The 20701-nt window shown below is 41.3% G+C and carries 18 protein-coding genes and 1 riboswitch; of the genes, 17 read left to right on the forward strand and 1 reads right to left on the reverse strand.

Features of this window, described 5'->3' with window-relative positions:
• The first annotated feature begins 42 nt into the window (after positions 1 to 42).
• The 7 genes from I6N90_RS14280 to I6N90_RS14310 all read left to right on the forward strand — a co-directional run bounded on the left by I6N90_RS14280 (position 43) and on the right by I6N90_RS14310 (position 9428).
• On the forward strand, positions 43 to 1086 hold the full coding sequence (locus I6N90_RS14280) for an AAA family ATPase (protein ID WP_197936274.1): 1044 nt from the start codon (positions 43 to 45) through the stop codon (positions 1084 to 1086).
• A complete protein-coding gene (locus I6N90_RS14285) occupies positions 1083 to 2453 on the forward strand; it encodes a DUF58 domain-containing protein (protein ID WP_197936275.1) in 1371 nt (456 codons plus the stop codon). The genes I6N90_RS14280 and I6N90_RS14285 overlap by 4 nt, the downstream gene beginning before the upstream one ends.
• Positions 2440 to 5640 (forward strand): transglutaminase-like domain-containing protein, encoded by a 3201-nt coding sequence (locus I6N90_RS14290; RefSeq protein WP_232242996.1) that lies wholly within the window; start codon positions 2440 to 2442, stop codon positions 5638 to 5640. The genes I6N90_RS14285 and I6N90_RS14290 overlap by 14 nt, the downstream gene beginning before the upstream one ends.
• Before the next feature lie 139 nt (positions 5641 to 5779).
• The gene (gene guaA / locus I6N90_RS14295) at positions 5780 to 7318 is read left to right on the forward strand and encodes a glutamine-hydrolyzing GMP synthase (protein ID WP_197936276.1); all 1539 of its coding nucleotides are present in this window, start codon (positions 5780 to 5782) and stop codon (positions 7316 to 7318) included.
• Positions 7319 to 7383: 65 nt separating this feature from the next.
• Entirely contained in the window at positions 7384 to 7731 is a 348-nt protein-coding gene (locus tag I6N90_RS14300; RefSeq protein ID WP_197936277.1) for a hypothetical protein, read from the forward strand.
• Positions 7725 to 7934 (forward strand): hypothetical protein, encoded by a 210-nt coding sequence (locus I6N90_RS14305; protein ID WP_197936278.1) that lies wholly within the window; start codon positions 7725 to 7727, stop codon positions 7932 to 7934. The genes I6N90_RS14300 and I6N90_RS14305 overlap by 7 nt, the downstream gene beginning before the upstream one ends.
• A 315-nt stretch (positions 7935 to 8249) precedes the next feature.
• Complete coding sequence (locus I6N90_RS14310) at positions 8250 to 9428, forward strand: DUF418 domain-containing protein (RefSeq protein WP_197936279.1); 1179 nt, start codon at positions 8250 to 8252, stop codon at positions 9426 to 9428.
• Between the two features lie 217 nt (positions 9429 to 9645).
• On the opposite strand, the gene I6N90_RS14315 is transcribed toward I6N90_RS14310, so the two are convergent.
• On the reverse strand, positions 9646 to 10500 hold the full coding sequence (locus I6N90_RS14315) for a LysR family transcriptional regulator (protein ID WP_197936280.1): 855 nt from the start codon (positions 10498 to 10500) through the stop codon (positions 9646 to 9648).
• 114 nt (positions 10501 to 10614) lie between these two features.
• Here I6N90_RS14315 and I6N90_RS14320 point away from each other — a divergent pair, with 114 nt between their 5' ends.
• The 10 genes from I6N90_RS14320 (at position 10615) to I6N90_RS14365 (ending at position 20182) form a co-directional block, all read left to right on the forward strand.
• The gene (locus tag I6N90_RS14320; protein WP_197936281.1) at positions 10615 to 11124 is read left to right on the forward strand and encodes a GNAT family N-acetyltransferase; all 510 of its coding nucleotides are present in this window, start codon (positions 10615 to 10617) and stop codon (positions 11122 to 11124) included.
• A 171-nt stretch (positions 11125 to 11295) separates the two neighbouring features.
• Complete coding sequence (locus tag I6N90_RS14325; protein WP_197936282.1) at positions 11296 to 11817, forward strand: hypothetical protein; 522 nt, start codon at positions 11296 to 11298, stop codon at positions 11815 to 11817.
• Between the two features lie 313 nt (positions 11818 to 12130).
• Positions 12131 to 12529, forward strand: a complete 399-nt coding sequence (locus tag I6N90_RS14330) for a hypothetical protein (protein WP_197936283.1) — start codon at positions 12131 to 12133, stop codon at positions 12527 to 12529.
• 17 nt (positions 12530 to 12546) lie between these two features.
• Complete coding sequence (locus tag I6N90_RS14335; protein WP_197936284.1) at positions 12547 to 13107, forward strand: hypothetical protein; 561 nt, start codon at positions 12547 to 12549, stop codon at positions 13105 to 13107.
• A 322-nt stretch (positions 13108 to 13429) separates the two neighbouring features.
• Positions 13430 to 14281: an AraC family transcriptional regulator gene (locus tag I6N90_RS14340; protein WP_197936285.1), complete on the forward strand. Its 852-nt coding sequence runs from the start codon at positions 13430 to 13432 to the stop codon at positions 14279 to 14281.
• A gap of 103 nt (positions 14282 to 14384) precedes the next feature.
• Positions 14385 to 15356 (forward strand): N-acetylglucosamine kinase, encoded by a 972-nt coding sequence (locus tag I6N90_RS14345; RefSeq protein WP_197936611.1) that lies wholly within the window; start codon positions 14385 to 14387, stop codon positions 15354 to 15356.
• A 15-nt stretch (positions 15357 to 15371) separates the two neighbouring features.
• Positions 15372 to 16694, forward strand: coding sequence for a 6-phospho-beta-glucosidase (locus tag I6N90_RS14350; protein ID WP_197936286.1), 1323 nt, complete (start codon positions 15372 to 15374; stop codon positions 16692 to 16694).
• A gap of 248 nt (positions 16695 to 16942) precedes the next feature.
• A complete protein-coding gene (locus tag I6N90_RS14355; RefSeq protein WP_197936287.1) occupies positions 16943 to 17332 on the forward strand; it encodes a GntR family transcriptional regulator in 390 nt (129 codons plus the stop codon).
• A gap of 2 nt (positions 17333 to 17334) precedes the next feature.
• Positions 17335 to 18453, forward strand: a complete 1119-nt coding sequence (locus tag I6N90_RS14360; protein ID WP_197936288.1) for a DUF1648 domain-containing protein — start codon at positions 17335 to 17337, stop codon at positions 18451 to 18453.
• A gap of 118 nt (positions 18454 to 18571) precedes the next feature.
• A riboswitch (purine riboswitch) is annotated at positions 18572 to 18672 on the forward strand.
• A gap of 124 nt (positions 18673 to 18796) precedes the next feature.
• The gene (locus I6N90_RS14365; RefSeq protein WP_197936289.1) at positions 18797 to 20182 is read left to right on the forward strand and encodes an NCS2 family permease; all 1386 of its coding nucleotides are present in this window, start codon (positions 18797 to 18799) and stop codon (positions 20180 to 20182) included.
• Positions 20183 to 20701: the final 519 nt, after the last annotated feature.

The raw sequence follows: 20701 nt of genomic DNA on the forward strand, positions 1-20701 counted from the left end.
TGAAAAATAGATAGATTTATTTTTCAGGAGGCGAATAACGCGATGATAAATCCCCAATTATTCGAAAATAGCGATAGTGAACAACAAACAAATAGTTTCAGCCACTGGCCAGAGTCGCCGCAAGTGCTGCTAAATCGTCTACTCTTGAAAGTAGAGCAAGTATTGCTAGGAAAGCAAGAGCTCATAAAACATACGCTCGTTTCCATGCTCGCTGGAGGACACGTATTACTAGAGGATGTTCCTGGTGTGGGGAAAACGATGTTAGCACAAGCCTTTGCACGTGCAGTTGGCGGAGACTTTAAACGAATTCAATTTACATCCGATATGTTGCCAGCTGATGTCGTTGGCGGTGTTGTGTTAGAGCCTCGAACAAATGAACTAGTGTATCGTGCAGGACCTATTATGGGTAATGTCGTACTTGCAGATGAAATTAACCGTACATCTCCGCGGACACAATCAGCGCTGCTTGAGGCAATGGAGGAACGTAGAGTTACGATTGAAGGAAAAACAAGACGTCTCCCTGTTCCATTTATGCTAATTGCTACACAAAATCCACTTAGCTTTGAAGGAACAAGTCATTTGCCGGAAGCGCAGTTAGATAGATTTATGATGCGTCTTACAATAGGCTACCCAGGCGCGAGCAATGAGAAGCGTATGCTTGAGCAATATGCTGAGGGAAAACGGATAGAGCCAGATCGTATTAGACCTGTTATTGCTATTGAAGAATGGCTGCAAATGCAAGCGGAGGTTAGACAGGGCCATACGCATCCTGCCTTGCTAGAGTACATGGTGCGGGTAGCAGAGGAAACAAGACGTTCGTCTGATATATTGCTTGGTCTTAGCCCGAGAGCGTTACGTGATTGGCTTCGAGCTTCGCAAGCAAGCGCGTATTTGGAGGGGCGTAGGTACGTTATCCCAGACGATCTCTTATCTACAGCAGAGGCAGTATTGACTCATCGCTTAACTCTTCGTGGGAGTAGCGGACTTGCTGGATCGGATGCAGCAACACTTATTCGCCGAATAATTAGAGATACTCCCTATCCGCCAGAAGCAGGAGTAGGCTTTGGAAGCAGGAAGTCGAGATGAGTTCTGTGAGCGGGAAAATGATAGAGCCACTTGTTTACGAAAAAAAGTCAGGAGTAAACTATCGTACTAGATGGGGTGTTTGGTCGGTTGTTTGTATTGCTTTCATTGGGACACTATATGCTGCATTGACTCGTGGAGGAGCTGTCGAATGGTATGTTCTAACTGTACTTGCCGGACTTTTTGTGTTCAGCGGACTATTACCGATAGTTGCTACATGGGGTATTGCAGTCAATAGAAGTTTATCCTGTATGGAAGCTAAAGAAGGTCAAGATGCTCAAGTTTCGTTAACCTTTAAGCGCTACTGGCGTATTCCTTTTGTTTGGATTGCGATAGATGATAGTGAACGTAATGAAAGTGAAATAGGCGAACGGAGTGTTCACTTCCGGGATGTTCAGGTGCCTCTGTTTAGTAAGGAATTAACGATCGACTATTCACTTCATTCTTTGACTAGGGGCGTTCATCGTTTTTCCCCCATTAAAGTTATTATTGGTGACTGGCTCGGATTAACAGCAATTAAGTGCACGATTATGTCCGAGAAGGAGATCGTTGTATTACCGGCTTTACCCCGAGAACAGTTGCCGATGGCAACAAAGGTGATTGGATCAGATGGGCAAGTAAGCGGGTATGCTAGGCAACCGTATGAAAGTATTCGATCAAGCGGGGAAAAAGGATTGGTTGATTCGTCACTATCTTGGGCGTCGGCAGGTGGAGGTCCAGATAGCAGACCTTATCGTGATGGCGATCCGCTAAGGAATTTAGATTTTCGAGCTGCAGCACGTGGACGTGGATTATTCACTAAAGTATTTTCCGGTGATGACGTGTCCGAAACATTTATCATTATTGACCAGCATGGCGATGCTTATAAAGGAGACAATCGATTATTTGATGCTTGTATAAGCTGGTCATTATTAGGTACTAAGAGCAGTTTAGAACGTGGGAATGCTGTAACGGTTATTACAAATAATTGGTCTTATGAATTAGGACGAAATTCGAACGGGGATCATCGTGTCAACATGAATGAGATAATGAATTTACTCGCCTATCTTCGTGCAGATGGAAATCATTCAATGGCAGAAAAGATGAAGGAAGCATGTGATAAATTGGCTAAGGGTGGCATGTTGAAGCTATTTTCGCCTGCTTGGCAAGATGCCGGGGGTTGGTTAACACTTGCAAGCTACGCGTCTGAACGCAGTATACGTATAGAACTATATTTTTTAGTTAGAGGTACAGTTGCAACGTTCGCAATGCGTGAGCAAGGTCGAATATTGGACGGTAGCGGTATAAAAGTGAAATGGCTCTCGATGTCCGAAGGTTACGAAACAACAGCTTCTTCTGAGGAAGGAGTGAGTAATTATGCCTTTGGGTAAATGGAGTAAATCCACTTCAGATTCTACTGATGCTAAGTCTGATAGTGACGGGAAAGGCAAAAGAATAGGTTCATTGGAGTATGTTAAAGAAGGCAATGTAGAAGAGGATGTTGCTAGGGAACAGGAAAATGAAGGAACGTTAGTCTTTCGTTTCGTGACGTCAATTCTCCTATTCGGATTACTAACAGAATGGCTACTACCTTGGGTTAGCGCAGGAGAATGGTCCGTCATCTATCAACCAGTACCACTCATCATGGTCATCGGATTAACACTGCTCGTTGGTATATTTAGACTGCCATGGGGAATCTCGTTACTGTTAAATATACTCATTATGTCGTTAAGTTTGATGTTACTGTTCAAAGGTGACGGTCAAAATGGGCTCCATTGGCTAATTGGATTTCCTAGCTTGCTCGGTGAACAAATGAATCTAATGGTTAAACATGGACTATGGGCAATGTCTGAGGAGATTCGTACTCTCTTGTTGTTCATAGGCTGGACGATGCTTGCCCCAGCACTTCAAGCATTAGTATGGCTGAAGCAAAGTGCGCTTAGTGTAGCTGCACTTACGTTGCTTTATTTGGTAACGCTACATATATGGCTCGGCATGGATATAATGGATGGGCTATTACGAACTACAGCTGAGGGGTTGCTATTAACAGCAGTCGTTGCTGTACCTCGCGTTCGCAGAATAATGGATGTCGACGTTAAGCGGTTAAAAGGGCCAGGCAGCAGTTGGCTTGCTGGTTCGTTGTTCCTGACATTAATTATTGTCGGATGCTCACTTCTCGTAAGTGGAGGGAAAGAAAGTGAAATGGCTCCCGCAGCTTGGACAGTTGCGATGACTGAGCGCTTGCAACAAGAAATGGATGCAATAAGTTCGGAAGGCGACAGTTTGTCAACGCTTAGAAATATAAACGTAGGGCAAATAGGAAAAGGGTTAACGGGGTATGGGTTTGACGACACCCAGCTCGGTATGTCGCTTAGTGATGACTCTACTGTCATTTTTAGAGGATACTCTCCTGTTCGGGCTAATTGGCGAGGAGAAGCGAAAGTAATCTATGACGGCAGAGGATGGAACAATAACGCAAGTGAGTTAACGTTACTACATGTGAAATCGGACGGAAATGGGATAAGCGAAGCGGGTATACACTCCGAGGGTAGTAGCGAGTCAGTAGGGGGAAATCTGCAAAATAGCAGACCTCTTATTAAGCAAACGATCATTTGGGAGAAGCCTTTACCTGCAATGCCGCTGTTTGCATCTGGTCAAGCAGGACAAGTAACTGACATGATAGCATCCAATCCAAGGCGCAAGTTAGGCAGTTATTTGGAGGATTCACTCTTAGATTCGATATATGCACAATCGGAACTAACAAAAGTGGAGCAATATACGATTCAAAGTTATTTGCCAGTAACAGGTGAAGCGGAGCTTCGAGCTTTGGACGATAGTTTTACTTTTAGGCATAATAATGATGAGACAAACCATGTAAGTGAGAGTTTAAAATTAGATGCAGAAGAGATCATTTTTGAAGCAAATGAAACAGAAATTAATTTGGGATCAAATGTGCAAAAAACAAGTGTTAATGAAAGCTTGCGTTTAGATGTGAACATAACCAATACAGATCCAAATATTGAAGCAAATGCAGGACAAAATGCAGTGCGAAATGCAGAACGAAATGCAGAACGAAATGCAGAACGAAATGCTGAATCAGATATAAACACGGTTAGCTTAGTATCTCATGCTAGGGAAGTGCAGAAGGGATTAAGTGAAAAGGAGCTGGAAGTGTTTTTGCAACTTCCTGAATCGTTGCCCGATCGTGTTATAGCGTTAGCAGCTGAAGTTTCCGGCGGAGGAGTTACTAGCCGCTATGACAGAGTGAAGGCGATTGAGCAATTTCTTGAGAGCAGCTACACCTATACGAAAACAGAAAGCAAAAGTCCCCCTGCTGGAACTGATTTTGTTGATCATTTCCTGTTTGATCAGAGAAAGGGCTACTGCGTTCACTTCTCAACCGCGATGGTTATTATGCTTCGAGCAGAAGGGATTCCTGCCAGATGGGTGAAAGGATTCGCTCCAGGTACTGTTGTTCCAGCAACGGAACGAGTTGCCGCGAGTAAAGAGGATGTTTCTTTAGCAGCAGGCGATGCCATTTATGAGGTAAAAAGCTCGGACGCTCATGCATGGGTAGAAGTGTATTTCCCAGGCGCAGGCTGGGTGCCCTTCGATCCGACGCCGGGTTATGACGGCGCGACTGCAGTAGCATCGTCCCCTGTTGATCATTCAGGGGACGGCACAGATGTCGCAGCGAACGGAGAAGCCGCTTCGGACACTGGCAGCGAGATCAGCTTCGCGAAGCTCGCTGATCGGTTTGAGGCGGCGGCTGAACTTGCCGCCTCAGCTCTTGCGCGCGGGGCGAGCGCCGTTGCCCGCGCTGCGGCTAGCGCCGCTGACGGGGCGGCTGCGTCGCCACTCGCAGCCGCCGCCATAGGCGTCGCCGCGCTGGCGCTCGCATGCGCGGCGGTAGCTGCGGCGCAGCGGAAGCGGCTGCGCCTGAGGCTCGCGCTGCGCCGCTATGGCGCGGCTTGCGCGCAGCTGGCAGTACTAGCGCCAGCCGCGCCAGGGTCTGCGCTGCAGGCGCAGCGAGCACCGCAAGAGCTGCGCGCGTTACGAGCGCAGCAAGCGGAGCTTGGCGACGCTGGCGAGCACAGCATCAGCGAAAGCGAGCCGGCGCAGCACGAGCCGCGCGAACACGCTGGCGAGCGCTACTTAGCGCGAGCGGGCGACACTGGCGCAGAGGCCCTGCTTGGGCCGCGTCGCGAAGCTTCGGCGAAGTCTGTGCTTAGCGTGGCTGAGCGGCAACGGAGCTGTCTGATCAATGTCGCGGAAGCGCTCATTGATTTGCTGCGAAGCCGAAAAGGTAGTGCTCATGCATTTTCGCAACAATATGTGGGAATAATGACGATTCGTGAGCAAATTCGTTCGCTTGGTGAAGATATGAATACAGATCAGCAAGCAGAATTGTTTACATTAACGCAATGGTTGGAGGATGCAAGTTACGGTGTTCCAGGGCTTTTACCAAATGCACCCACAATAGAAGAACTGCAAATGGTTTGCAGTAAACTTTTAAATCAGAATAATAAGGATAATCGCAAAATTAAGATTTCACACCGTATACAAGGTGAAAACTGAGTATTAATGACAAAAAAGCCGTTCCTTAGGTAACTATTCTAAGGTTCGGCTCTTCGTTTTCAATAGGTTGTCCCTCGAACCTTGACTCTCTTTAAGCGCCTTATATATAATTACTACATCAATTGTAGGAGGCTCGGTAATGACTAAGCATAATGAAATAATTGTTGTTCTGGATTTTGGAGGACAATACAACCAGTTAATAGCGCGACGTATTCGCGATTTGGGCGTTTACAGCGAATTGTTGCCTTATAATACGTCGGTGGATCGGATCCGCGAATTGCAACCGAAAGGTATTGTTTTCTCGGGAGGACCGGCAAGTGTTTATGAAGAAAATTCTCCAATGGTAGATCCAGCTATTTATGATTTGGGTATTCCAATTTTCGGTATCTGTTATGGTATGCAACTTATGTCGCATCAGCTTAAAGGTAAAGTTGAGCGTGCTGGCAAACGTGAATACGGTAAAGCAGAAGTTGAATTTGTGGAAGGTTCGCAAATCGGCTTTGGCTTAGATAAAGTACAAACAGTATGGATGAGCCACGGCGACCATGTTGTAGAACTTCCAGAAGGTTTCAAAGTAGATGCAAGCACTGATCATGCTCCAATTGCTGCTATTAGCAATGCTGATCGTGGATTGTTTGCTGTTCAATTCCATCCAGAAGTTCGTCACTCAGAGTTCGGTAACGAAATGATTCGCAACTTCCTTTACAACGTTTGTGATTGTGATGGAACGTGGACAATGGAATCATTTATCGAAGATGCTATTCGTGACATTCGTAATGAAGTTGGCGACAAAAAGGTTCTATGCGCACTTTCAGGCGGCGTAGATTCCTCTGTTGTAGCTATCCTTCTTCACAAAGCGATCGGCGATCAACTTACTTGTATGTTTATCGACCATGGCATGTTGCGTAAAGGCGAAGCTGAAGGCGTAATGGACACATTCGTCGGCAAATTCGATATGAAAGTGCTTAAGATCGATGCGCAAGAACGTTTCCTTGGTAAGCTTAAAGGCGTAGAAGATCCAGAGCAAAAACGTAAAATTATCGGTAACGAATTTATCTATGTATTCCAAGAAGAGTCCGATAAACTGGATGACTTTGAATTTTTGGCACAAGGTACACTTTACACAGATATCGTGGAAAGCGGTACAGCTACTGCACAAACGATCAAATCTCACCACAATGTTGGCGGATTGCCTGAGGACATTAAGTTCAAACTTATTGAGCCACTTAAAGCGCTATTCAAAGATGAGGTTCGTAAAGTCGGCGAAGAGTGCGGTCTTCCAGAAGCAATCGTTTGGCGTCAACCGTTCCCAGGTCCAGGTCTTTCGATCCGTGTACTTGGCGAAGTAACAGAGGACAAGCTTCATATCGTACGTGAATCCGATGCAATTCTTCGCGAAGAAATCGCTAAAGCTGGTCTTGATCGCGAGATCTGGCAATACTTCACGGCTCTTCCTAACATGAAGAGTGTTGGCGTTATGGGCGATGCTCGTACGTATTCCTACACAGTAGGTATCCGTGCAGTAACATCCATCGACGGCATGACAGCAGACTGGGCACGTATCCCTTGGGATATTCTAGAAAAAATCTCAGTTCGTATCGTAAACGAAGTCGACAACGTAAACCGTATCGTTTATGATGTGACATCGAAACCGCCTGCTACAATTGAGTGGGAATAGTAATTAGATAGCATTTTAAAAGCTTGGAAAGCCTATGTAGATAGGCTATTCCAAGCTTTTTTTTGTTGGGTGAGAAGGTTATTGTATTGCTCGCGATTGGTTTTGCGGCAAACCTAGGAGAAGATGAACAGAAGGAACAGCAACCGAATACAAACGTGGTGTTAAATGATTCCACAACAGAAACTTCTAAGCAAACAGAAGTTCCAAATCAATCTGAACAACCGAAGCAAACAGAACAACCTATAAGTGAATCAGTGCAAGTAACAAAATCAGGAGGTTTAGGGGATTCACAAGTAATTATCGAAAAGAATTATGGTCAAAATGAAAATAGCCGGACGCTGGCATATCGGCATATAAGAATAAGACCATTCTCGCGATGTACTACGATGATATTGCTTGGAATGTTATGCTAGCTTTTGAGGCAACGGATAAGAAGAGAAGAACTAAAGATGAAGCACTAGCAGAAGCACAAAATTTAATTCCAATTGATGCTGTGAAGGTAAAAGAATACAAAGCTGATGACAATCGTGACATCATTCAGTATGAGAGCAAAGCCCTTGCCGAGTGTCGCTTAGTTGGAAAAAAGCGGCGCTATAATCGTACTTTCCCTTCGTGATTAAGGATTACTATTGGTTTTAACGTCATTGTGTATACACTGTTTACAATAATAGCGATGATTACTCCCATGTATTTGCGTTGATTAGCAAACACATGGGAGTATTTTTGTACGAAATCAAGAGATAATTAATGATTCCAAGTTAACAAAGAAATAGTTCACAGAGAAATCTAGTTCGTTAAAACTATATATGGTAACATTTAACTATACATCCAGCGGCGTCATACTATAAAATTTGATTCTATCGTATTGGAATTAATCTTCTTAAAGACGTATAATTAATATTTTGCAAGAAAGAAAGGGTGTTTGAACACAATGCAACAAGGAAGGCAACAAATCGTAGATGCGATTAGAGGGCTAAGTTTATTAGGTATTCTGATTGCTAATATGGCAGTTTTTCAATATGGGACCGCTGGCAGTCAACTGTTAGAGTCATTTGACATTTCCTCGTTTGATATGGGTGTACAGTCTTTATTGGAAGTTGTCATTATTGCAAGTTTTATGCCAATTTTTATGTTTCTTATGGGCTATGGATTGTCTGCAATGTCTATTAGTATGACTGCAAAAGGCCGTAACTTCTACACCGCTATGATTCGGCGTTTCTCTTTATTAATTATTTTGGGAGCAGCACATATCGTATTCCTCTGGGAAGGTGATATATTACTTATGTATGGTATAGCGGCGTTTCTTCTACTGCTGTTCCTAGAACGTAAGGCAAAAACGGTTTTAGTTTGGTTCATCATTTCATTTGTTTTGTTGGTTCTCAGTAATGCTGGTGGAAACGCAGACTCTGGATGGGTGGAAGGACTTCTAATGCAATATGCAGATATTGCAAATAATGTATACGCAAACGGTTCCTATTTTGAGGTAATTGGACTCCGTTTAAATGAAGCCCCTATGTTTGGTCCAGTCATTTATCGAATAATTACTACATTATCGATTTTCATCTATTTGCCAATGTTTCTACTGGGCATTTATGCGTCCAAAAAACAATGGTTCCAGCAAGTTGAGAATAAACGCAAAACATTCCTATTAACATCATTCCCGCTTATTTTGGTGGGACTTGGAATGAAGTCAATCAAAGTAATTTCGCCAGACGCCGTTCATGGAGAAGGATTGTATATAGTTGGAGGAAATGTACTTGCGGTCGGCTATATTTTATTATTCACTTGGATGTTGTCGTTAACAAAAATGGAATGGCTAAGTAACAGATTTGCGGCTGTTGGAAAGTTGTCTTTAACGAATTATTTGATGCAGTCCGTCGTTTGTACGACCATATTTTATGGATACGGGTTAGGTTGGTTTAGCGAAATAGGGATATTGCTCGGATTGCTCCTCGCTATCGCTATTTATACAGTGCAATTATTCACTAGCCATTGGTATTTGAAGCGTTTCCGAGTTGGGCCAGTGGAGTGGCTACTTCGGGCTTGGACTTATTTGAGCTGGAGTGGCAGTTCCAAAGCAGCATCTAAAAAAGATACGGTAACGATGTAGATATTTGTTCGCCATAGTTTTCGATTTTCCAGCAGCTACCGTATGATTTACAACAAAATAGAGTATTTGAACACTCTCTTTTACTTGCGCTTAGTAGCAAACAAAAGAGAGTTTTTTGCGACCAATATAAATCTAACTAATTAACTCTGTTGAAAACTTAACGATGCATAGATGATGACTTTAAATAGTGATTTGAGAATGTTTATTAAGGGCTCGCCTAAAGAACGCCGAGCAATTTTAAACCTAATTGGACATTCGGATGGTCACGATTTTCAGTTAAGTAGAGCCCATAAGCCTTCGTAATTGGAAAAGGTACTTCACAGCGTAGCTCATACAATTGTTGAGTGTCTAAAAAGGATTGTGCAATTGTTCGTGGAAGAAATCCAAATCCTTCACCGTGTAGAATCATAGTGAGCATAATAGTAGAATGATCCAGCTCAAAGGTAGGTAGAAAACTCCCCCCAACAATTGCTTCGAACCACTTAGTGAACGAGTGTCCCCAATCTAAATGATAATACTGGCCAGATAAAAAGTCAGATTTAGTATGTAGATGTGTATTTGCTCGAGATGATACAAGTATGATTTCGTCCTCAAATAGTAATTGTTTAGTGACATTAGGACGATCTGGCTCGTCATATCGGATGGCAACTTGTACAACACCATCAAGCAAAAGATCACGGATCATGTAGCTTGAATCGATGTAGCTTAGAAATTTAAGAGCCACCTTTGGGTGCGTTTGTCTAAAGGTGAGTATATGTTTGAAATAATAATAATGCCATACCGATCCTGGTCCGCTCATAACAAGATAAGATTCTGCCCCTTCTGCTAAAGTTACTTTGCTCTCTTCAAATAAGATCAACATTCTTTCGGCATAAGGGAGGAAGTGGATGCCAGCTTGCGTTAAGCTCACATTACGATTATCTCGTAGAAATAGTGACTTGCCGATAGACTTCTCGAGCGCTTGTATTCTTGCTGTAACGGCAGATTGAGAGATATGTAAATACTCTGCCGCCCTAGTGAAATTTCTAATCTTGCTCACCGATAAAAAAGCTTCTAATTGTGAAATGTCCATCGTAGCACCTCGATTGATTTGATTTATGAATGATTACGATCGCTATTATTCGTTATACAAATTATACTTCTTTCATTATTATAAAACTATATAAGTAAAATTGGAGGGTTTATAATGACGAATGAAGTGAGTATTGAGCAATTACAATCTGTTGGTAAACACGTTGATTCTCTTTCTGAGCTTTTGATACAAGTTGTAGAGGATGGCGCTTCGATAGGATTTTTGCCTCCAATGATGCATTCAGAAGCTATAGCGTATTGGAATCAAGTAGTGAGTCCAGAAGTGATTTTATTCGTTGCCAAAATGGATGATCGGATCATCGGGAGTGTGCAACTACATCTTTGCACGAAGCAAAATGGCGGACATAGAGCGGAGATAGCAAAATTAATGACTCATCCCGACTATCGCCGTAAAGGGATTGGTCGCAACCTTATGGAGCAGGCAGCGAGGAGAGCGACGGATGAAGGAAGAACATTACTCGTTCTTGATACAAGGGAAGGAGATCCTTCGAACGATTTGTATACTTCGCTAGGCTACTTGGAGGCTGGACGAATTCCTGACTATGCAAAATCTGCAAGTGGCAAATTGGATGCGACAGTTTTTTATTTTAAGAAGTTAATATAAGGTTTTATGCAGAAAGCTCTCTTTACTTGCTTTTATAAAGCAAATAAAAGGGAGTTTTTTATGATCGATAAGAACAGAAAGTAGAAAGAATGGAGCAAAAGAACGACTCCAAGGTATGGTATAGTTGATTAAAGTATAAAAGAATAATTAAATGAAAGATGTGCATATGTAATGATTGATTTCCTTAAAAATAAAGGTATTAAGGCATATAATGAAATAATCGAAATAGCTGAACAACCTAATTTATTGTTTTCGAATGATAGAGGGCAATACAATTCCGAAGCTAGTTATAATGTATACACTATCCATAAATTAAATAAATTGATTAAGAAAAACAACATTTCAATCAGTGAATTGGATAATATATTTCTCTATATTGAAGCATCATGGTCTTCGTACTTGAACAAGTATTTCAAGGGGAAATCATTTGTTTTTTATCTATGGGGAGATTATCAGATACCTGCCATCAGAGTTTCAGTTGTTTCATTTTATGAGGGATTAGAATTGCCCTTTACGTGCGTATTAAACAAGGTAAATGACTTAAAAGAACTACTCGGTCAGTATAAAAAGGAAGCACAATTTGAAGGGATATGTATTAATCAAATAGACGAATCAGACAGTAACATCAATAACATTCATGAAATAGAAGCTGAATACACACTCACTATCTATTCTAAGATGATTAATTGTTGAAATGAGTAGCTAGATGGTGCTCGATAAGTTTCTAATTAAAGAAATGTCTTGCATCTAATGCTTCCGAGATGTTCATAAAAGGCAATTAGATAAAAGTTAAAGAGGATAAGACGGGTTAATTAGCACCATTAACGATTTTTGATGAACATGAGGGGGTTGGGCCTGGTGAAATTATTAAAGTTTGGTGTGCAACTGGTATTGAGTTCTGGTACAAACCTTGAGGGGATAGGGAACAAAACGTATTTTATCAAAATATTTATGAAAATTGGGATCTATTAATCCAAGTAGAAGTCAATGTGAGGAGATAGTTTGTATGAAAACCAAAAACCTTGTGTTTAAGCTAATATCACATTTATTAACGCTAGCAACGCTTGGATTTGTTATCTACTTATACTTAGATCTATTTGTATTTGTAGTAGGGGATAGCCCAGATGATGGATATAAATTGTTTCATTTAATCATTACAGTACCTTTTCCAATTATAATAGCGATTGTGCTTAACGCATTTATTGATAGAGAGATCAGAAACGATTACAAAAGAGAGGTTAGATTTCTTCTATTATTTTTTCCACTTATTTGTTTGGTAAGTACAGTAGGACAATTTTTATTACTATCTTTTACTAATGCTTCAAACCTATTTTATATTGTTTTTTCAATTATATTATTTTGTATAAATGTTATTCTATTTATATATGATCTAAGACATCGCTAAATGTGGAGGACTAATAAATGCAGATTACAATAGAAGACAATTCACTTGTGTACATATATTTGAAGGATGCTGGAAAAGAACGACTTAAAAGCGACTCATTAAACTTTATAAAGTGTCACTTACTTTATGATGGAAAAAATAATTTCATTGGAATGCGGATTTTTAATGAAATCGAGGACTCTGATGAGAGTATTATACTTCCTTTAGTAGGTGAAATTGAGTTCCCACTTCATAACGCCAAGCTTGAGGTCAACGAGTCAGAAATCCAAATATTATTTGCTGGAGAAGTAATGGCTGAAAAGGAAGTAGTTTGCGAATGTACAATTGATGTTTGCGAAGAAGGCATGGTTGGTATAGAGCCAATGCTCAGAGAGAAAATTGGAGGTAAAGAAGTTATCAAGCCATTTATTATTCGAGATAGCCCAACTATTCTGTTTGGAAGCAAAATTATTGATAAATGTACGTCATGTAAAAGTAGTGAATTGATTGAGGTTACTGAGCAGACAACTCATTGTGAAGAACTGAAGGGTTGGAAATGTAGTTCTTGTGATCAAGAGTATTATTTACTTGAAGAGTGAACATATGTTGCGAGCCATTATAAAGATTTAAGTAAAAGCTGATTTTAATGATCGGCTTTTTTGTTGTCTCACTATTCTTGAAATGAGACTGAAGGAGATAATATTTTGAATAATGAGCAATAACTAGCTCCTATAGGCACCGCGCCAAGGGCGCTAGCCCGAAAAAACCGGGTTAGTGCCTGCCACACTGCCCCGCGCTCTGCCGCTTCAAGCGCTCCCGACCCAAAGATTTTAACATCCCGGGTACTTTCTTAATGTTTAAGCCCTCATGCTCTGCTATAATTCATAGTAATTGCAGCCATATCCATAGGAGGACTGAAGCATGAAGATGTTCCCACCCATCATTCGGGATGAGATCGACTTGCCGCAGGGATTTCCCATCATTATGTCGCAAACGGAAGGTGTTAGCCCACCTTTTCAGCGACTTCATTGGCACTCCACTTTAGAAATTAATTATATATATAGCGGAAGTGGTTATTATCTTATTAATGGTAGTAGGTACGAGTTTCAGCAAGGTGACATTGTGTTAATAAACTCCAACGACCTGCACCGCGCAGTCGAGACGGAGAATCTTGTTATGGGCATATTGATGTTCGACCCTGCGTACCTTGCACTCGAGCAACGATATGATACAGATTTACTCATTCCTTTTCGCGAAATGGGTATGCGGTTTGATAACGTACTAGATCGAGAGCATCCTGAACTCACGCGACTGAGTACTATCTTTGCTGAGATGCGAGATGAGTACGTTCGTGCGGAGCCCCATTATGAAGCTATTGTCAGAGCTAAGTTGGTTAGCTTTCTGGCTTATGTTAATCGTTATTTCGCTAGAAACTCTGAGAGTAAATCACATCATGCAAGAGGAATGGAATCCATTCGTAATGTTCTTCATGTAATGGAGGAACAAGTGGAGTATGCTTGGACGCTTAAACAATTGTCGGAGAAGGCTCATCTAAGTCCATCGCGATTCAGTACTCTTTTTACACAGGTGGTTGGCACATCTCCAATGGACTATTTAATTCAACTTCGACTGTCGAGAGCTGTAGAAATGATAGAGACGACGGATCACAAAATTATTGAGATTGCATCTGACTGTGGCTTCCGTAATCTATCTAATTTCAATCGATTGTTTAAGCAACATATCGGTAAGCTACCATCGGAGCTTCGAGATTAATAAATAGTAAGATAGTATTAGAACATCGTTCTTTTTCATTAGAGAAACGATGTTTTTTTTATTAAGATAGAACTATACAGTGGTTACGAAGCAACTAAGGAGTGTGGACGTTATATTATTTCTTGGAATTGATGCTGGAGGAAGCAAGACACATGCCTTGCTGGTAGATGAGAAGGGTAATGTGCTGGGGCAAGGATTAAGCGGCAATGGTAATCATCAGACTGCGTTCCAAGTAGCACGTACAAATATTGAAGCGGCATGCAATGAGGCGCTTAAGTCAGCTGGAGTAACGAAGGAAGAGATTACGTATACTTATTTCGGATTAGCTGGGGCGGATAGAGAACCTGATTACGAAATATTACGTCCAATGATAGCTTCATTAGGTTATGAAAGATATTCAATTGCCTGCGACACGATGATCGGAATGCGAGCTGGCACACATCAGTCGTATGGTGCAGTTATTATAAGTGGAACTGGATTTAACGCGGCTGCGCGTAACGCACAGGGGCAAGAACTTCAATATGGAGGCTTTGGCTATATGTTTGGTGATGGTCTCGGATCAGGGACAGATCTCGCTATACATGCATTCCGAGCTGCAATTCGGTGCTGGGAGAGACGAGAAGAACCGACGATTCTAAAGGATCTCGTACCGCAAAAGCTTGGATACTCTTCAGTAAAAGAAATGTATGACGACGCTTTAGACAACGGAAAACAACCGCCAAAAGATTTGGCTAAACTCGTATTTGAGGCAGCTGGACAGGGTGACGAAGTCGCTATACGAATTTTAGAAGAAGCTGGTCGCGAGCATGCCAATTCAGTTAATGCGTTAATTAAACGGTTGGGTATGCAAAATGAACGTTTTGATGTGGTACTGGCGGGTAGTGTATTGTCACGAGGTAGCTCTACTCATATGGTTGATGCCATTCAAAGTGAAGTGAAAAAAGTAGCTACTAACGCGAGTATAGTGAGGCTGTCAGTTGACCCTGTTATTGGAGCTGTCATGAGTGCGATGGACAGTAGTGGACTTACGATTGATGAAGAAACAGATGCTGTTTTGAGAGGGATCACATTCTAAGGGAGGCTAACTCATATGTCTAACAAAAAAGCACTAAAGATCGCTGTAATCGGCGGTGGATCATCATATACACCAGAAATCGTAGAAGGTTTCATCAAACGTTATGACGAAATGCCGATCCGTGAACTATGGCTTGTCGATATTGAAGAAGGACGCCACAAGCTTGCAATTGTTGGCGAACTAGCGAAACGTATGGTTGAAAAGTCTGGTCTACCTATCGTTGTGAAGCTAACGCTTAACCGTCGTGAAGCAATTGAAGGAGCAGATTTTATTACTACTCAAATGCGAGTAGGTTTGCTTGAAGCAAGACGCCGCGATGAGCATATTCCAATCTTACACGGTGTTATTGGTCAAGAGACGACAGGGCCTGGAGGTATGTTTAAGGCGCTGCGTACTGTACCTGTTATTCTAGATATTTGTAAAGATATCGAGGAGCTTGCACCTGATGCTTGGCTACTTAACTTCACGAATCCAGCAGGTATTGTGACTGAAGCAGTTCAGAAATATAGCAAAGTAAAAACAGTAGGATTGTGTAATTCTCCTATTAACTTCTACAAGTTTTTGGCGAAGGAGTACGGTGTGACTGAGCGTGAAGTACTTCCTGAATTCGTAGGTATTAACCACTTGCATTGGGTAACTGCCGCTTACGTTAATGGTGAAGATAAGCTGCCTGAACTTATCGGTGCAGGACGTGACTATACGGCAACGAATGTAACAGCATTTGATTGGGATGCAGACTTCTTACGTTCATTAGGTGCTATTCCAACGTACTATTTGCGTTATTTCTATATGAAGGACAAGATGTTTGAAGATATGAAAGAATCGCTTGAGAAAAACGGTACACGCGCAGATGTCGTTAGTCGTGTCGAGACTGAGTTGTTCGAGCTGTATAAGGATGTAAACTTGAGCGAGAAACCTAAGCAACTTGAACAACGTGGCGGTGCTTATTATTCGGAAGCAGCTGTTAACTTAATGCATTCCCTTTATACAGATAAACGCGATATTCAAACGTTGAACGTTCGCAATGGCGGTATTATAGACTTCTTGCCAGAGGATGCAAGCATTGAAGTTAACTGTGTTGTAACTGCGCAAGGGCCTATCCCTATCCCATTACAAAATGTACCTGAGCAAGTAAAGGGTTTGATGCATGCAGTAAAAACATACGAGTCTCTTACGATTGAAGCAGCGATATCTGGCGATAGAGGAATTGCGCTTCAAGCGATGGTTAATCATCCACTTGTACCAAGTGTGTCAGTGGCGAAGGCATTGCTCGAAGAGATGTTGGAAGCTAACAAGTCGTATTTGCCAGCATTTTTTGAAAATGAACATGCTAAATAATCTGATTTAAAATAGAGATTTAAACAATAACCATATGCGGGGCTATTCTGATTGTGATCAGTATAGCCCTTCATATGGTTATTTGTATTGCAATGAGTTATTTTTCTAAAATGGAAAAATTATCTTCTTAAAGTAAGCGAATGGTTATTGCATATGTTAAATATAGTTGTTATACTTGATATATAACAGATAGATATTAAGTGATATTGATACCCGAATAAGTTAAAAGGAATGGTGGTGAAATAACAATGCTTCTAGGAATAGACCTTCAGTCGGAGACTCCTATTTATACTCAGCTTGTGAACGGGATCATTGAAGGGATCGCTCGAAAGCAACTATTACCAGGCGAAGCTTTACCCTCCGTGCGGAGTTTGGCAGGTGATCTGGGAATCAACTTGCATACGGTCAACAAAGCCTATCATTTGCTCAAGCAAGAAGGATATGTACAAATTAATCGGAAGCAAGGCGTAGTCATTCAGCTAGATGCATTTCCCGCAGCGGATGAACATTTTAGAGTGAGGCTGAAAGAGCAACTTCGGCCGTTAATTGCAGAAGCAATATGCCGAGGGATGGCGAAAGAGCAGTTTAATGAAATTAGTTTTGAAGTATTCACAGACATGATTAATGGAGGCGAATAGGAATGAGTAATGGAATGATGTTGCTGCTAGTGTTTGTTTTGATGGTACCGATTACTTTCATAATGACGGTAATGCCCTTTTTGACACGGAAGATAGAAAGCTTTGGTGTAACGATCCCGGAAGAGGCTCAGAAGGATTCAAAAATTACAGCGCTACGTTTCCAATATCTGTGGCTTAATGGGGGAATCGGTGCAGTGATTACTGCTTCCCTGCTGTGGTTCTCTAATAAAACAGTTTCAGAACAACAGTGGGGTATAATGCTTGTGAGTCATGTGCTAGGTTATTTATTGCTTTCCTTTGTCATTTACTTGAAGCAACATTATTCCGTTAAACATCTTAAGGAACAGAAAGGATGGTTAACGAGCTCAGTACAGCGGGTAATGATCAATACCAAATTTAGAAATGCAAAGTTAACTGTTTCATACTTCTGGTTTATTCCACATGTTCTTCTTATACTAGCTACGATATTAATTGGCGTGTTGAACTTTGATCAATTCCCTGAACAAATTCCGATGAAATATGGCTTGGATGGAGAAGTAAGCCGAAGTGTTGAGCGAAGTTATATGGCTGTTTTATGGCCAGCATTAATCCAAGCCCTTCTGCTGATTGTTTTTATTCTTATCAATTTTAGTATTAGTCGAAGCAAACAAATTGTTGAAGCAAGCGACCCAGAAGGTTCACTTATGCGTAATGCGATATTCCGTCGCTATTGGTCCGTTTATATAATTATTACTGGGCTTTTAATGGCGGTAATGTTCGGATTTATTGAGATTGGCATGCTGCTAGAGTGGGGAAGCAATGAAGTCACCTTTATAACATTAGTTGCCTCAGGAATTGTTGTGATATATGCAATTGTTTTATCGGTAATCACGGGACAAGGTGGTAGTCGCATCAAAATAGAAGGTGTATCGAAGGCACAGACAATGCCTATGGGTGACCAAGATCAATATTGGAAGTTAGGTCAAATTTATTTCAACCCACAAGATCCTTCTGTATTTGTTGAAAAACGTTTTGGTGTCGGTTGGTCGATAAACTTTGGAAGACCAATGGGATGGATCATTATTTTGGTGCCGCTTGCGCTTATTCCATTATTGATTTTTGTCATAGAAAGCTACATATAGAGCTAATAATTCACGTGAAAACGTTACCTTTACGAATGATTTTGTAAAAACTTTATCGAATATTCGTGAAAATTGTTGACAAAATGTTCATTTACTCTTTAAAATTGGAGACGGTAAACAACAATCGCATATACCTTTTCGTATAATCTCAAGAATCGGCTTGAGAGTTTCTACTAGATCACCGTAAATGATCAGGCTACGAGGAGAGTGGAATGGCGTTGTCGCAGCAGTTTTGCGATGCGTTGTTCCCCTTTTTGCAGAGCCTTGGAGAAATGCGTTATACGCGCTTTCTTTATGGGCTTTTTTGTTTGTTCCATCACAATTTTGGGAGGGTATTATCAAAATGAATGGATTCTTTCGATTGAAGGAACTCGGGACAAATGTAAGAACTGAAGTTATGGCGGGGATCACTACTTTTATGACGATGGCTTACATTTTGGCTGTCAATCCGATGATCTTGGAGCCAGCTGGTTTAAACTGGACAGGTGTATTTCTTGCAACTGCATTAGCTGCTGGTATTTTTTCCATCGCAATGGGCTTGTTCGTTAATTTTCCAGTTGCACTAGCACCAGGCATGGGACTTAATGCTTATTTTGCTTCTGTCATTCTTGCTTCAGCGGCGACGGATACACCAATCTCTCCAGCGATGGGACTTACAGCAGTTTTTTTATCTGGTATTATCTTTATTATTCTTACAGTGACGCAAATTCGTCAGATGCTTATAACAGCAGTTCCAGATAGTCTTAAACATGCTATTACAGTAGGTATTGGATTGTTTATTGCAATTATTGGTCTAAAGAACAGTGGTCTTATGACGATTGTCGTAGATAGCTTCTCTGATATTAAAACGAAATCATTTACTCCAGTTAGTGGCCCAGAGACGATCATAACGCTTGGCAGCTTCCACAATGAGACGGTCGTATTTACGATCATTGCAATTGCTTTAATCGCAATTCTTATGGTATTAAAAGTACCAGGAGCAATATTGTTCGGAATACTTGGAACAACCGGAATCGCGTTACTTACAGGCCATGTAGATGCTAAAACTGCATTTGAAGGTAAAACATGGATTCCTGATTTCGCGACGATGAACGTATGGCATTTCGACTTTGCTGGCGTTTTCGAAGTTGGTCTAATTACAGTTATTCTTACGTTTACATTCGTTGAACTATTTGATACATTCGGTACATTAGTTGGTACAGCTAACCGTGCTGGTATTATGAAAAACCCTGAAGAGGGCAAAAAGCGCATCGGTAAAGCGATGATGGTTGACGCAATCGGCGTTGGCGGCGGAGCAATTTTGGGAACAAGTACAGTTACTGCTTATGTTGAAAGTTCCGCAGGTATCGCTCAAGGTGGGCGTTCAGGTTTGACTGCAATTACAACAGGTATTTGCTTCTTGCTTGCTATCTTCCTTTCACCACTTGTAGCGCTTGTTCCTGGTTCTGCTACAGCAGCTGCACTAATCATCGTCGGTGTTTTGATGATGCAATCTGTTAAAGATATTGATTTCTCTGATATGGTTCATGCGATTCCAGCATTCTTGACGTTTTCGCTAATGCCTTTCACTTACAGCATCGCTAATGGTATTTCTTTCGGTATCGTATCGTACGTATTGCTTGCAACTGTCGCTAATCTCGGAGGAAAAGGCAAATACAAAGTTCACTGGTTAATGTGGATTCTTGCAATTCTCATTATTTGCCGATATGTATTTATGGGTGGAGAGTAAACTCTCGGACATATAGATAAAGATGAAAGAGCAGCGCTGAGTCGGCGCTGCTCTTTCTTATTTGTAGATAGTTACAGGGTACAGGGAACGTTTTGTTTAAACTAAATGTATAATTCTTATTTCAAAGAAAACGATTACGTTTATGTTTTAATGAATCGCACACGTGTTATTTCGTGCTGTAGTACAAATAAGAGTTACTGGGTTCGTTAGCATACTGTTCGAAATAATTGATAGTAACTGTGAGCATCGCATTTGCAAACAGCTCGATATGTAACAAACATAGGCTATTGTGCAAACACACTCGATTAAGCATTTAAAATCGGTTTTTGACGTAAGGAATCCAGAGAATGGCTGTAAAATATTTCGTTTTTCGATCTCCTAATAGACGCTTCGTTAAGTAAAGAAATATTATTGTAGAAAAGATAAAGATTAATAATGCGGTGGATTCAGTATAGCTAACCATTGAGTCCAAGCCCACATCGAATATTCTCGCTAAACGATATACATTTATGATAAGTT

The sequence above is a fragment of the Paenibacillus sp. GSMTC-2017 genome, assembly GCF_016019935.1.
Taxonomy (GTDB): Bacteria; Bacillota; Bacilli; order Paenibacillales; family Paenibacillaceae; genus Pristimantibacillus.